The following is a 12,425-nucleotide window of genomic DNA, read 5'->3' as shown; positions in this document are numbered from 1 at the left end:
AGGACACTGACACATGTACAAACTCTTCTTCCGTCTGGCTTTCCAGCGGATGGACCCGGAGCAGGCGCACCACTTGGCCTTCCGCTGGATCCGTCTCGCCGTCCGCGTGCCCGTGCTGCGGACCTTCGTCGCCGCCGCGCTCGCCCCGCGGTACGAGGAACTGCGCACCGAGGCGTTCGGCCTGCGCATGCACGGCCCCTTCGGGCTCGCCGCCGGCTTCGACAAGAACGCGGTGGCCGTCGACGGCATGTCGATGCTCGGCTTCGACCATGTCGAGATCGGCACGGTCACCGGTGAACCGCAGCCCGGCAATCCGCGCAAGCGCCTGTTCCGGCTCGTGCCGGACCGGGCGCTCATCAACCGCATGGGGTTCAACAACGACGGCTCGGCGGCCGTCGCCGAGCGGCTGGCCCGCCGTACGCCCGTCTTCCGGACCGTCGTGGGCGTCAACATCGGCAAGACGAAGGCCGTCCCGGAGGCCGAGGCCGTCGGCGACTACGTGAAGTCGGCCGAGCGGCTCGCCCGGCACGCCGACTACCTGGTCGTCAACGTCTCCTCGCCAAACACGCCCGGCCTGCGCAACCTCCAGGCCACCGAGGCGCTGCGCCCGCTGCTGAGCGCCGTCCGCGAGGCCGCCGACCGGACGGTCACCGACCGCCGCGTGCCGCTCCTGGTCAAGATCGCGCCGGACCTGGCGGACGAGGACGTCGACGCCGTCGCCGACCTCGCCGTGGAACTCGGCCTGGACGGCATCATCGCCACGAACACCACCATCGCGCGCGAGGGACTCGGCCTGCGGTCCGTCCCCTCCCTCGTCCAGGAGACCGGCGGACTGTCCGGCGCCCCGCTGAAGGAACGCTCCCTGGAGGTGCTGCGCCGCCTCTACGCGCGCGTGGGCGACCGGATCACCCTGGTGGGCGTCGGCGGCATCGAGAGCGCCGAGGACGCCTGGCAGCGCATCCTGGCCGGCGCCACCCTGGTCCAGGGGTACAGCGCCTTCATCTACGAGGGCCCCTTCTGGGGGCGCGCCGTCCACAAGGGTCTCGCCGCGCGGCTGCGGACGAGCCCGTACGCCACCCTCGCCGACGCCGTCGGCGCCGACGTGAGGAAGTCCGCATGACCCTGGAGCCCTTCGGCGCACGTCTGCGCCGGGCCATGGACGACCGTGGCCCCCTGTGCGTCGGTATCGACCCGCACGGCTCGCTGCTCGCCGACTGGGGTCTGAACGACGACGTCGCGGGCCTGGAGCGCTTCAGCCGCACCGTCGTGGAGGCGCTGGCCGACCGGGTCGCCGTCCTGAAGCCGCAGAGTGCCTTCTTCGAGCGCTTCGGGTCGCGCGGCGTGGCCGTCCTGGAGAAGTCGGTCGAGGAGGCGCGGGCCGCCGGGGCCCTGGTCGTGATGGACGCCAAGCGCGGCGACATCGGCTCGACCATGGCCGCCTACGCGGAGACCTTCCTGCGCAAGGACGCCCCGCTCTTCTCCGACGCCCTCACCGTGTCCCCGTACCTCGGCTACGGCTCGCTGGAGCCGGCCGTGGAGCTGGCGCGCGAGAACGGTGCCGGGCTGTTCGTCCTGGCCCTCACCTCCAACCCGGAGGGCGGGGAGGTGCAGCACGCGGTCCGTACCGACGGCCGTGACGTCGGGGCGACCGTGCTGGCCCACCTCGCCGCCGAGAACGCGGGAGAGACGCCCCTGGGGTCCTTCGGGGCGGTCGTGGGTGCCACGCTCGGCGATCTGTCCTCGTACGACCTGGACATCAACGGCCCGCTCCTCGCGCCCGGCATCGGCGCCCAGGGGGCAACGCCGGCCGATCTCCCTGGCGTCTTCGGCGCGGCCGTGCGTCAGGTCGTGCCGAACGTGAGCCGGGGTGTGCTGCGGCACGGTCCCGACGTGAGCGCCCTGCGGGGGTCCGCGGAGCGCTTCGCCGAGGAGATCAGGGCGGCCGTGGCGGCCGTCTGAGCGGCTCGGCGGGGGTCCCGGGTCTGAATACATCCTCAAATCCGGGGCGTAATGTCGGGAATGCCGGGCTCGACGGAGGCTGACCAGGACTTTTCCGCTGTTCTCGCTGACTCCGGCGGACTTGCCCGCTAGTCTCCGTCGAGTGGGAGCTCCTCCCGCATCCACAAAGGCAGGCGGGGGAGACCGGGCGAGCGTGTTGCCCATAACTCCCCGGGTGTGGGGCAGTAGGTTCCGCACCGGTCCGTATCCGACAGTTGACATCCGAGGTGACGTAGGCGTGGCTCTTCCGCCCCTTACCCCTGAACAGCGCGCAGCCGCGCTCGAAAAGGCCGCCGCGGCTCGCCGGGAGCGGGCCGAGGTCAAGAATCGACTCAAGCACTCCGGCGCCTCGCTTCACGAGGTCATCAAGCAGGGTCAGGAGAACGATGTCATCGGCAAGATGAAGGTCTCCGCTCTCCTGGAGTCCCTGCCGGGCGTGGGCAAGGTCCGCGCCAAGCAGATCATGGAGCGGCTCGGCATCTCCGAGAGCCGCCGTGTGCGGGGTCTCGGCTCCAACCAGATCGCCTCCCTGGAGCGCGAGTTCGGCAGCACCGCCGGCTGACGTTCTCAGGCACTCCTGAGAACCTGGATAATCGCTGCATGAGTGAACGTTCGCGGCTGACCGTGCTCTCCGGCCCCTCCGGGGTCGGCAAGAGCACGGTCGTCGCCCATATGCGCAAGGCACACCCCGGAGTCTGGCTCTCGGTGTCGGCGACGACCCGCAAGCCCCGCCCCGGTGAGAAGCACGGGGTCCACTACTTCTTCGTCACCGACGACGAGATGGACAAGCTGATCGCCAACGGCGAGCTGCTCGAGTGGGCCGAGTTCGCCGGCAACCGCTACGGCACTCCGCGGGCCGCCGTGCTGGAGAGGCTGGAGTCGGGCGAGGCGGTCCTCCTGGAGATCGACCTCCAGGGAGCCCGACAGGTCCGCGAGTCCATGCCGGACGCCCAGCTGGTGTTCCTGGCCCCGCCCTCCTGGGAGGAGCTGGTGCGCAGGCTCACCGGACGCGGCACCGAACCGCCCGAGGTGATCGAGCGCCGCCTGGCCGCGGCGAAGGTCGAACTGGCGGCCGAATCCGAGTTCGATGTCACCCTGGTCAACACCTCCGTCGAGGACGTGGCGCGCGAGCTGCTAGCCTTGATGAACGTTGTGTGATCTTCACTGATCTCATCCCACCTTTCGGAAGGCAGAGCGTGTCCTCTTCCATCACCGCTCCCGAGGGCATCATCAACCCTCCGATCGACGAGCTCCTCGAGGCCACCGACTCGAAGTACAGCCTGGTGATCTACGCCGCCAAGCGCGCCCGTCAGATCAACGCTTACTACTCGCAGCTCGGCGAGGGCCTCCTCGAGTACGTCGGTCCCCTCGTGGACACCCACGTCCACGAGAAGCCGCTCTCGATCGCCCTGCGCGAGATCAACGCGGGTCTCCTCACGTCCGAGGCCGTCGAGGGCCCCGCGACCTGATTGTCCGTTCGCTCATCCCAGGCCCGGCAGCGCGACTGCCGGGCCTGAGCTGTGTCGGGGTCGCCTCAGCCGTCCCCGCCCGGTGATGCAGCATGGAGTCGTACTCCTCCGAGTGCGTCGAACGTTTTTCCGAGTGCGGGGAGACCCTGGTGGGCAAGCCGAAGGTCGTTCTGGGCGTCAGCGGCGGCATCGCCGCGTACAAGGCCTGCGAGCTGCTGCGCAGGCTGACGGAGTCGGGCCACGACGTTCGGGTCGTGCCGACCGCGTCCGCCCTGCACTTCGTCGGCGCCGCCACCTGGTCCGCGCTCTCCGGCCACCCCGTCTCGACCGAGGTCTGGTCCGACGTCCACGAGGTCCCGCACGTCCGCATCGGACAGGACGCCGACCTGGTGGTCGTGGCACCCGCGACGGCCGACCTGCTCGCCAGGGCCGCCCACGGTCTCGCCGACGACCTCCTGACGAACACCCTGCTGACCGCCCGCTGTCCGGTCGTCCTCGCCCCCGCCATGCACACCGAGATGTGGGAGCACCCGGCCACCCGCGAGAACGTCGCCACGCTGCGCCGCCGCGGGGCCGTCGTGATCGAGCCGGCCGTCGGCCGCCTCACCGGCGTCGACACCGGCAAGGGCCGGCTGCCCGACCCGGCCGAGATCTTCGAGATCTGCCGAAGGGTGCTCGCCCGCGGCGTGCCTCGGCCCGATCTGGCAGGCCGGCACGTCGTCGTCAGCGCGGGCGGCACGCGCGAGCCGCTCGACCCCGTCCGCTTCCTCGGCAACCGCTCCTCCGGCAAGCAGGGGTACGCCCTCGCCCGCACCGCGGCGGCGCGCGGCGCCAGGGTCACGCTCGTCTCCGCGAACACCGGGCTGCCGGACCCCGCGGGAGTGGACGTCGTCCAGGTGGGCACCGCTGTGCAGCTGCGCGAGGCCGTGCTGAAGGCGGCCGCCGACGCCGACGTCGTGGTGATGGCCGCGGCGGTGGCCGACTTCCGCCCGGCGGTCTACGCGGCCGGGAAGATCAAGAAGAAGGACGGACAGGAGCCCGAACCGGTCGTCCTGGTCCGCAATCCGGACGTCCTCGCCGAGATCTCCGCCGACCGCGCCCGTGCCGGCCAGGTGGTCGTAGGCTTCGCGGCCGAAACGGACGACGTCCTCGCCAACGGCCGGAGGAAACTGGAGCGCAAGGGCTGCGACCTCCTCGTGGTGAACGAGGTGGGGGAGCGCAAGACCTTCGGCTCCGAGGAGAACGAGGCCGTGGTGCTCGGCGCGGACGGCAGTGAGACCCCGGTGCCCCACGGGCCCAAGGAGGCCCTGGCCGATACCGTGTGGGACCTGGCGGCCGAACGGCTCGGCCCGCTGTCTCGATAGCTCCCTCCGGTACCGCACACCACCCCGAATTCGGCGTGGCGACTCTGGCGGAGAGCGATCCACATTGGGCAGAATGCCCGTGCCGCAGGTCACAGCGCTCCCGAGAGGCGAGACGGGTGGGCCCGCGGGCGAGCGCGACCGATAAACTGTTCTCGGACGACGCCGGGCGCAGCCCCCGTCCCGTCCACCAATGATCAGCCAGCAGCCGCTGCAACCACAGGGAGCGTTGTGTCCCGTCGCCTGTTCACCTCGGAGTCCGTCACCGAGGGTCACCCCGACAAGATCGCTGACCAGATCAGCGACACCATTCTCGATGCGCTTCTGCGCGAGGACCCGACGTCCCGGGTCGCCGTGGAGACACTGATCACGACCGGCCTGGTGCACGTGGCCGGCGAGGTCACGACCAAGGCGTACGCGCCGATCGCCCAGCTGGTCCGCGACAAGATCCTCGAGATCGGTTACGACTCCTCCAAGAAGGGCTTCGACGGCGCGTCCTGCGGCGTGTCCGTGTCCATCGGCTCGCAGTCCCCCGACATCGCGCAGGGCGTCGACACGGCGTACGAGAACCGGGTCGAGGGCGACGACGACGAGCTGGACCGGCAGGGCGCGGGCGACCAGGGCCTGATGTTCGGTTACGCGACCGACGAGACGCCGAACCTCATGCCGCTCCCCATCCACCTCGCGCACCGCCTCTCCCGGCGGCTGTCCGAGGTGCGGAAGAACGGGACGATCCCCTACCTCCGCCCCGACGGCAAGACCCAGGTCACCATCGAGTACGACGGCGACAAGGCGGTCCGCCTGGACACCGTCGTCGTGTCCTCCCAGCACGCCTCGGACATCGACCTGGACTCGCTCCTGGCCCCCGACATCCGCGAGTTCGTCGTGGAGCCGGAGCTCAAGGCACTCCTGGACGACGGCATCAAGCTGGACACCGAGGGCTACCGCCTCCTGGTGAACCCGACCGGCCGTTTCGAGATCGGCGGCCCGATGGGCGACGCCGGCCTCACCGGCCGAAAGATCATCATCGACACGTACGGCGGCATGGCCCGCCACGGCGGCGGCGCCTTCTCCGGCAAGGACCCGTCCAAGGTCGACCGTTCCGCCGCGTACGCGATGCGCTGGGTCGCGAAGAACGTGGTCGCCGCGGGTCTGGCCACCCGCTGCGAGGTCCAGGTCGCCTACGCCATCGGCAAGGCCGAGCCCGTCGGCCTCTTCGTCGAGACCTTCGGCACCGCCAAGGTCGACGCCGAGCGCATCGAGACCGCCATCACCGAGGTCTTCGACCTCCGCCCGGCGGCCATCATCCGCGACCTCGACCTGCTGCGCCCGATCTACTCCCAGACCGCCGCGTACGGCCACTTCGGCCGCGAGCTGCCCGACTTCACGTGGGAGCGCACGGACCGGGTGGACGCGCTGCGGAAGGCGGCGGGGCTGTAGCCCGCACCCGCACGGTCGAGAGGCCCGGCTTCCTTCGGGAGGCCGGGCCTTCGTGTGTCACGGACGCGGGCCGGGCACGGCGCCGGACGGGTCGGGGGGTGCCCGGGACGTGGCGGCGGTGTCGGTGGGGTCTGGTAGGAATGCAGGCGTGAGCAGCGAGAACGGGCGGGCGGACGGGGTGGCGGACGGAGCGCCGCCCGAGCAGCTTGCGCTGGTCCGGGACGCCGTCCGCAAGGCCGAGGTCCCGAAGGCGAAGCCGCGGACCTGGCGGGGGGCCGCCCTGGCGAAGGAGCTTCCCGTCGCACGGGTCGTCGTCGACAAGGGCGTGCTGCACCTGGACCGGTACTTCGACTATGCCGTGCCGAAGGAGCTGGACGAGATCGCCCGGCCCGGGGTGCGGGTGCGGGTCCGGTTCGGCGCCGGGGGACGCCAGGTGCGCGGCGGGCGGCGCGAGGGCGGCAGTCTGATCGACGGGTTCCTCGTCGAGCGGGTCGCCGAGTCGGACTACTCGGGCCCGCTCGCCGCGCTGGCCCAGGTGGTGTCACCGGAGCCGGTGCTCGGGCCCGAACTGCTCGGCCTCGCCCGGGCCGTCGCCGACCGCTACGCGGGCAGTCTCGCGGACGTGCTTCAACTGGCGGTGCCGCCCCGGCACGCCCGCGCGGAGGCGGCCGTGCTGCCCGAGCCGCCGCCCCCGCCGGCCGCCCCGGACCCGGGGACCTGGACGCGGTACGGGCGGGGCGCGGAGTTCCTAGGTGCCCTCGCCGCGGGCGGGGCACCGCGCGCCGTGTGGACCGCGCTGCCCGGGCCGCAGTGGGCCGACGAGATCGCGCGCGCGGTGCGGGCCACGCTCGCCTCCGGACGCGGGGCCCTGGTCGTCGTACCGTCCGGGCGGCCCGCCGCGCGGGTGGACGCGGCGCTGACCGCCCTGCTGGGGGAGGGGCAGCACGCGGTGCTGACCGCCGACGCGGGCCAGGAGCGGCGGTACCGGGAGTGGCTCGCCGTCCGACGGGGGGCGGTGCGCGCCGTGGTGGGGACCCGGGCCGCCATGTTCGCGCCCGTACGGGATCTGGGGCTCGTGGTCGTCTGGGACGACGGTGATGCGGCGCACAGCGACGACAACGCGCCCTTCCCGCACGTGCGGGAGGTGCTGGAGCTGCGGGCCGCCCGCGACAGGTGCGGCTTCCTGCTGGGGAGTTGGAGCTGCACGGTGGAGGCAGCGCAGCTCGTCGAGAGCGGCTGGGCGCTGCCGCTGGTCGCCGAGCGGGACCAGGTACGGGCGAGCGCGCCCCTCGTGCGCACGGTGGGGGACGGGGACCTCGCCCGTGACGAGGCCGCGCGGGCCGCTCGGCTGCCCACCCTCGCCTGGCAGGTCGCCCGCGAGGGGCTGCGGCACGGCCCCGTCCTCGTGCAGGTGCCGCGCCGCGGGTACGTGCCGCGGATGGCGTGCGCGCAGTGCCGGGCGCCCGCGCGGTGCCGGCACTGCGCCGGGCCGCTGGAGGCTCAGGAGGCCGCGGCCCCGAGGTGCGGGTGGTGCGGCCGGGAGGAGGCCGCGTGGCACTGTCCCGAGTGCGGGGGGTTCCGGCTGCGGGCTCAGGTGGTGGGGGCGCGGCGGACGGCCGAGGAGCTGGGGCGGGCGTTTCCGGCCGTGCCGGTCCGGACGTCGGGGCGGGAGCAGGTCCTCGACACGGTGTCCGGGGCGCCCGCGCTCGTGGTGAGCACGCCCGGCGCGGAGCCGGTCGCCGAGGGCGGGTACGCGGCCGCGCTGCTGCTCGACGGGTGGGCCATGCTCGGCCGGCCCGACCTGCGGGCCGGTGAGGACGCCCTCCGGCGGTGGACAGGAGCGGCGGCACTCGTCCGGCCCCAGGGGGACGGCGGGACGGTGGTCGTCGTCGCCGAGCCGACGCTGCGGCCCGTGCAGGCACTCGTCCGGTGGGACCCCGTGGGGCACGCGGTACGTGAACTCTCCGAGCGGGCCGAACTCGGCTTTCCGCCCGTGTCCCGGATGGCCGCGGTCTCCGGGACGGCCGAGGGCCTGGCCGGCTTTCTCGCCGGCGTGCGACTCCCGGGTGACGCGGAGGTGTTGGGGCCCGTTCCGGTGCCCTTCACCCAGGCGGGGCGTCCGCGGCGGGTCGGGGGGCCGCCTCCCGGCGAGCACTGGGAGCGGGTGCTGATCCGGGTCCCCCCGGGCAGTGGTGCGGCGCTGGCCACCGCGCTGAAGACCGCGCAGGCGGCACGGATGGCTCGTGGTGGCAGCGAGCCCGTACGGATTCGGATCGACCCGCTGGACATCGGCTGAACGCCGACGTCGCCGTGCGTCGCCGACGTCGCCGTGCGTCGCCGTCCGGGAGTGCCTACGCCGTGCGGCGCCGACGCGGTCTGTGGGCCGCCGGTGCCGTGGTGTGTGCCTGTGCCGACCGGATGCGCGGCGTCGACGCCAAGGCCGTCTGCGGGACGCGACGCCGACCGCCGGGGCCGGTCGCCGTGCCGGCCGCGGGCGTCTGCGCCAACCGTCGTGGCGAGGGGCGCCGGCCGCCGCGCCGCTGCCGACCGACAGCGGCCGGGCGTCGCGGGGAGTGAGGGCCGACGGGCAACCGTCACACGGACCGGAGGACAGGTACCGCCAGGCCGGTGGTCGGGACGGCGCGCGGGTGGCGGACCGGGTCGGCCACTGAGAGTCCGCGGGGGCCGGCAGTCCCGCAGCGGGCGGGAGGGGCCGGTGCTCCCGGGGCCCGGCGCTCCGTCCGGGCACGGTGTCCGGAGACGGGGATGCCTCCCGGGGATGGGGCCGGGAGGCGGCGGGGTCAGCCGTTGCGCGGGCCCGGGAAGGCCGTCGGCCTGACCTCTTCGCGGAGGGTGGAGCTGCCCGCCGTCGGCTGGGTCGGCATCGAGCGGGCCGCTGGCACGGTCGGCACCGTGGGCACGGAAGGGATGCCGGTGGTGACGGCGACGGTGCGGGCGGTCGACGGCTCGGTGGCGCGCTCGGCCTCCGCCGCTGCCTGGGCCGCGGCGCGCCGGGCGCCGTACCGCCGGTGCACCGCCTGCTTGGTGACGCCGAGCGCGGAGCCCACCGCGTCCCACGAGAAGCCCAGCGAGCGGTCGAAGTCCACGGCGGCCGTCACCAGCGTCTCGACGCTGTCCCGCAGCTCCTGGGCGAGCCGGACGGTCGGTGCGGGGGCGCGTCCGTAGACGACGAAGCCCGTGGACGGGCCGGAGCGGCGCGGACGGTAGACGTTGCCCAGCTGGGCGGTGAGCGTGCGCAGTGCGTCCACCTGCCGGCGGACCCGCTCGATGTCCCGCACCAGCAAGTGCAGGCTGGCCCGAGCCTGGGCGTCGTGGGTTGCGTGGTCGGCCATGAACAAGCCTCTCGAACCGGCGGAGCAGAAAAGGAAGAGGGCCACGACCGCGGCCCCTGGGGTCAACTCTCTCTTGACAACGCGTTACGGGGTGAGTGGTCACGCTGGAGGGGCGTAGGGGCATATGCACGGGGCGCGCACCGTGACGCACGCCCCCTGGGGCGGAGGTACCGCCTCCGGTGCCCGCCGCCCCGCGGGCCGTGCGACCGGCGACGGGGGTTCGCCGCACCCGGTGGCGGCGGGGCTCATAGACTGGTGCGCCGCCCCGCACCGCACCGCTTTGCCGGCGACGTGCGGGCCGTTCCGAACTTCCGCCCGAGAGGCCAGCCGCCACCCATGAAGCTCGTCTTCGCAGGTACCCCCGAGGTCGCCGTTCCCGCCCTGGACGCTCTGCTCGCCTCCGGGCGGCACGAGGTCGCCGCCGTCGTGACGCGGCCCGACGCGCCGGCCGGGCGGGGCCGCAGGCTCGTCGCGAGCCCCGTCGCCGAGCGCGCGGCGGACGCCGGCATCGAGGTGCTCAAGCCCGCGAAGCCACGGGACGAGGAGTTCCTGGCACGCCTCAGGGAGATCGCGCCCGACTGCTGCCCCGTGGTGGCGTACGGCGCGCTGCTGCCCCGGGTCGCGCTGGACATCCCGGCACACGGCTGGGTCAACCTGCACTTCTCGCTGCTGCCGGCCTGGCGGGGTGCAGCACCCGTGCAGCACGCCATCATGGCCGGTGACGAGATCACCGGCGCGTCCACCTTCCTGATCGAGGAGGGGCTGGACTCCGGACCCGTCTACGGCACCGTCACCGAGGAGATCCGCCCCACCGACACCAGCGGGGACCTGCTCACGCGGCTCGCCTTCGCCGGGTCCGGACTGCTCGCCGCGACCATGGACGGGCTCGAGGACGGCGCCCTCGAGGCCGTACCGCAGCCCGCCGACGGCGTCACCGTGGCCCCGAAGATCACCGTCGAGAACGCGCACGTCGACTGGTCCGCACCGGCCCTGCGCGTCGACCGGGTCGTCCGGGGCTGCACTCCCGCACCCGGCGCGTGGACTCTGTTCCGCGGCGAGCGCCTCAAGCTGATCCAGGTGGCGCCGGCCCCCGAGCGCACGGACCTGGCCCCCGGTGAGCTCGCCGTGGGCAAGAACAACGTGCACGTCGGCACCGGCTCGTACGCCGTCGAACTGCTCTGGGTCCAGGCGCAGGGCAAGAAGCCGATGCGCGCCGCCGACTGGGCCCGCGGGGTCCGCATTCCCTCCGGGGAGCGGCTCGGGTCCTGACGCGAGGCTCCCTGCCGGGGGAGGCGGCCGGAGTCCGGGTGCATCGTGCGGCGTACGCTGAGAGGCGCACCTTTTCCCGGATCCGGAGCACCTTTCCCGTGAGTGAGCAGTCCCGTCGGCCGAGCAGGCCGGGCAAGCCCTACCGTCGTCCTCAGAAGGACCCCGTGCGCATCCTCGCCTTCGAGGCGCTGCGCGCGGTGGACGAGCGGGACGCGTACGCGAACCTCGTCCTGCCGCCGCTGCTGCGCAAGGCCCGGGAGAAGGGCGGCTTCGACGGGCGGGACGCGGCGCTGGCGACCGAGCTGGTGTACGGGACGCTGCGCCGGCAGGGCACGTACGACGCCGTCATCGCGGCCTGCGTCGACCGGCCGCTGCGCGAGGTCGACCCCCCGGTCCTCGACGTGCTCAGCCTCGGCGCCCACCAGCTGCTCGGCACCCGGATCCCGACGCACGCCGCCGTCTCCGCCTCCGTGGAGCTGGCCCGGGTCGTGCTCGGCGACGGGCGGGCGAAGTTCGTCAACGCCGTGCTGCGCAAGATCGCCCAGGACGATCTCGACGCCTGGCTGGAGCGGGTCGCGCCGCCCTACGACGACGACGCGGAGGACCACCTCGCGGTGGTGCACTCGCATCCCCGCTGGATCGTCTCCGCCCTGTGGGACGCCCTCGGGGGCGGCCGCGCAGGCATCGAGGATCTGCTGGAGGCCGACAACGAGCGGCCCGAGGTGACCCTCGTCGCCCGCCCCGGCCGTTCCAGCGCCGGTGAAATCCTCGACGCGCTCGGCGAGGAGAACGCGCTGCCGGGCCGCTGGTCGCCGTACGCCGTGCGGCTCACCGAGGGCGGCGAGCCCGGGGCCATCGACGCCGTGCGCGAGGGGCGGGCCGGCGTCCAGGACGAGGGCAGCCAGCTGGTGGCACTCGCCCTGGCGAACGCGCCGCTCGACGGGCCCGACGAGAAGTGGCTCGACGGCTGCGCCGGCCCCGGCGGCAAGGCGGCCATGCTCGCCGGGCTCGCCGCCCAGCGCGGGGCCGTGCTGCTCGCCGCCGAGAAGCAGCCGCACCGGGCCGGGCTCGTCGCCAGGGCACTCGCCGGCAACCCCGGGCCGTATCAGGTCGTCACGGCCGACGGCACCCGCCCGCCGTGGCGCCCCGGCACCTTCGACCGCGTACTGATGGACGTGCCCTGTACGGGGCTCGGTGCCCTGCGCCGCCGTCCCGAGGCCCGCTGGCGGCGCCGCCCCGCGGACCTGGAGGGCTTCGCGCCGCTCCAGCGCGGGCTGCTGCGCACGGCGCTCGACTCCGTACGGATCGGCGGCGTCGTCGGCTACGCGACCTGCTCGCCGCACCTCGCCGAGACCCGCGCGGTCGTCGACGACGTGCTCAAGCACTACGACGGCTCCGCCGAGCTGCTCGACGCCCGCCCGCTCCTGCCGGACGTACCGGCGCTCGGCGACGGCCCCGACGTACAGCTGTGGCCGCATCTGCACGGGACGGACGCCATGTATCTGGCCCTGATCCGCCGGACGGCTTGACCGGCG

General features: G+C 73.6%; 11 protein-coding genes. 10 read left to right on the top strand and 1 reads right to left on the bottom strand.

Annotated features, from left to right (window positions below; all coding sequences use genetic code 11):
• Nucleotides 1–13 precede the first annotated feature (13 nt).
• From AC0ZLC_RS12215 to AC0ZLC_RS12180, 8 genes are all read left to right on the top strand, one after another.
• On the top strand, nucleotides 14–1,120 hold the full coding sequence (locus AC0ZLC_RS12215; RefSeq protein ID WP_476751949.1) for a quinone-dependent dihydroorotate dehydrogenase: 1,107 nt from the start codon (nucleotides 14–16) through the stop codon (nucleotides 1,118–1,120).
• Nucleotides 1,117–1,959, top strand: coding sequence for an orotidine-5'-phosphate decarboxylase (gene pyrF, locus AC0ZLC_RS12210; RefSeq protein WP_476751948.1), 843 nt, complete (start codon nucleotides 1,117–1,119; stop codon nucleotides 1,957–1,959). The genes AC0ZLC_RS12215 and pyrF overlap by 4 nt, the downstream gene beginning before the upstream one ends.
• 277 nt (nucleotides 1,960–2,236) lie before the next feature.
• A complete protein-coding gene (locus AC0ZLC_RS12205) occupies nucleotides 2,237–2,560 on the top strand; it encodes an integration host factor (RefSeq protein ID WP_010988268.1) in 324 nt (107 codons plus the stop codon).
• A 38-nt stretch (nucleotides 2,561–2,598) separates the two neighbouring features.
• On the top strand, nucleotides 2,599–3,156 hold the full coding sequence (gene gmk / locus AC0ZLC_RS12200) for a guanylate kinase (RefSeq protein ID WP_476751947.1): 558 nt from the start codon (nucleotides 2,599–2,601) through the stop codon (nucleotides 3,154–3,156).
• 38 nt (nucleotides 3,157–3,194) lie between these two features.
• Nucleotides 3,195–3,467 carry a DNA-directed RNA polymerase subunit omega gene (gene rpoZ, locus AC0ZLC_RS12195; RefSeq protein WP_019059732.1) on the top strand — a complete coding sequence of 91 codons (273 nt, stop codon included), beginning with the start codon at nucleotides 3,195–3,197 and terminating at the stop codon, nucleotides 3,465–3,467.
• A gap of 149 nt (nucleotides 3,468–3,616) precedes the next feature.
• A complete protein-coding gene (gene coaBC / locus AC0ZLC_RS12190) occupies nucleotides 3,617–4,831 on the top strand; it encodes a bifunctional phosphopantothenoylcysteine decarboxylase/phosphopantothenate--cysteine ligase CoaBC (RefSeq protein WP_476752249.1) in 1,215 nt (404 codons plus the stop codon).
• Nucleotides 4,832–5,059: 228 nt separating this feature from the next.
• A complete protein-coding gene (gene metK / locus AC0ZLC_RS12185) occupies nucleotides 5,060–6,268 on the top strand; it encodes a methionine adenosyltransferase (RefSeq protein ID WP_355793032.1) in 1,209 nt (402 codons plus the stop codon).
• A gap of 148 nt (nucleotides 6,269–6,416) precedes the next feature.
• Entirely contained in the window at nucleotides 6,417–8,564 is a 2,148-nt protein-coding gene (locus AC0ZLC_RS12180) for a primosomal protein N' (protein WP_476751946.1), read from the top strand.
• Between the two features lie 505 nt (nucleotides 8,565–9,069).
• Here AC0ZLC_RS12180 and AC0ZLC_RS12175 read toward each other — a convergent pair.
• Entirely contained in the window at nucleotides 9,070–9,621 is a 552-nt protein-coding gene (locus AC0ZLC_RS12175) for a hypothetical protein (protein ID WP_476751945.1), read from the bottom strand.
• A gap of 336 nt (nucleotides 9,622–9,957) precedes the next feature.
• Here AC0ZLC_RS12175 and fmt point away from each other — a divergent pair, with 336 nt between their 5' ends.
• Together fmt and AC0ZLC_RS12165 are read left to right on the top strand one after the other, a co-directional pair.
• Nucleotides 9,958–10,890 carry a methionyl-tRNA formyltransferase gene (gene fmt, locus AC0ZLC_RS12170; RefSeq protein ID WP_476751944.1) on the top strand — a complete coding sequence of 311 codons (933 nt, stop codon included), beginning with the start codon at nucleotides 9,958–9,960 and terminating at the stop codon, nucleotides 10,888–10,890.
• A gap of 98 nt (nucleotides 10,891–10,988) precedes the next feature.
• A complete protein-coding gene (locus tag AC0ZLC_RS12165; protein ID WP_476751943.1) occupies nucleotides 10,989–12,419 on the top strand; it encodes an RsmB/NOP family class I SAM-dependent RNA methyltransferase in 1,431 nt (476 codons plus the stop codon).
• The last annotated feature ends 6 nt before the right edge of the window (nucleotides 12,420–12,425 follow it).

The organism is Streptomyces sp. GLSS-08 (assembly GCF_056387915.1).
This window is presented reverse-complemented; position numbering and strand designations above follow the sequence as displayed.

What these genes read in the sequence shown, in the direction of transcription:
- AC0ZLC_RS12215 (WP_476751949.1), top strand. Translation starts at nt 14, where the DNA reads ATGTACAAACTCTTCTTCCGTCTGGCTTTCCAGCGGATGGACCCGGAG.
- pyrF (WP_476751948.1), top strand. Translation starts at nt 1,117, where the DNA reads ATGACCCTGGAGCCCTTCGGCGCACGTCTGCGCCGGGCCATGGACGAC.
- gmk (WP_476751947.1), top strand. Translation starts at nt 2,599, where the DNA reads ATGAGTGAACGTTCGCGGCTGACCGTGCTCTCCGGCCCCTCCGGGGTC.
- AC0ZLC_RS12175 (WP_476751945.1), bottom strand. Translation starts at nt 9,621, where the DNA reads ATGGCCGACCACGCAACCCACGACGCCCAGGCTCGGGCCAGCCTGCAC.
- fmt (WP_476751944.1), top strand. Translation starts at nt 9,958, where the DNA reads ATGAAGCTCGTCTTCGCAGGTACCCCCGAGGTCGCCGTTCCCGCCCTG.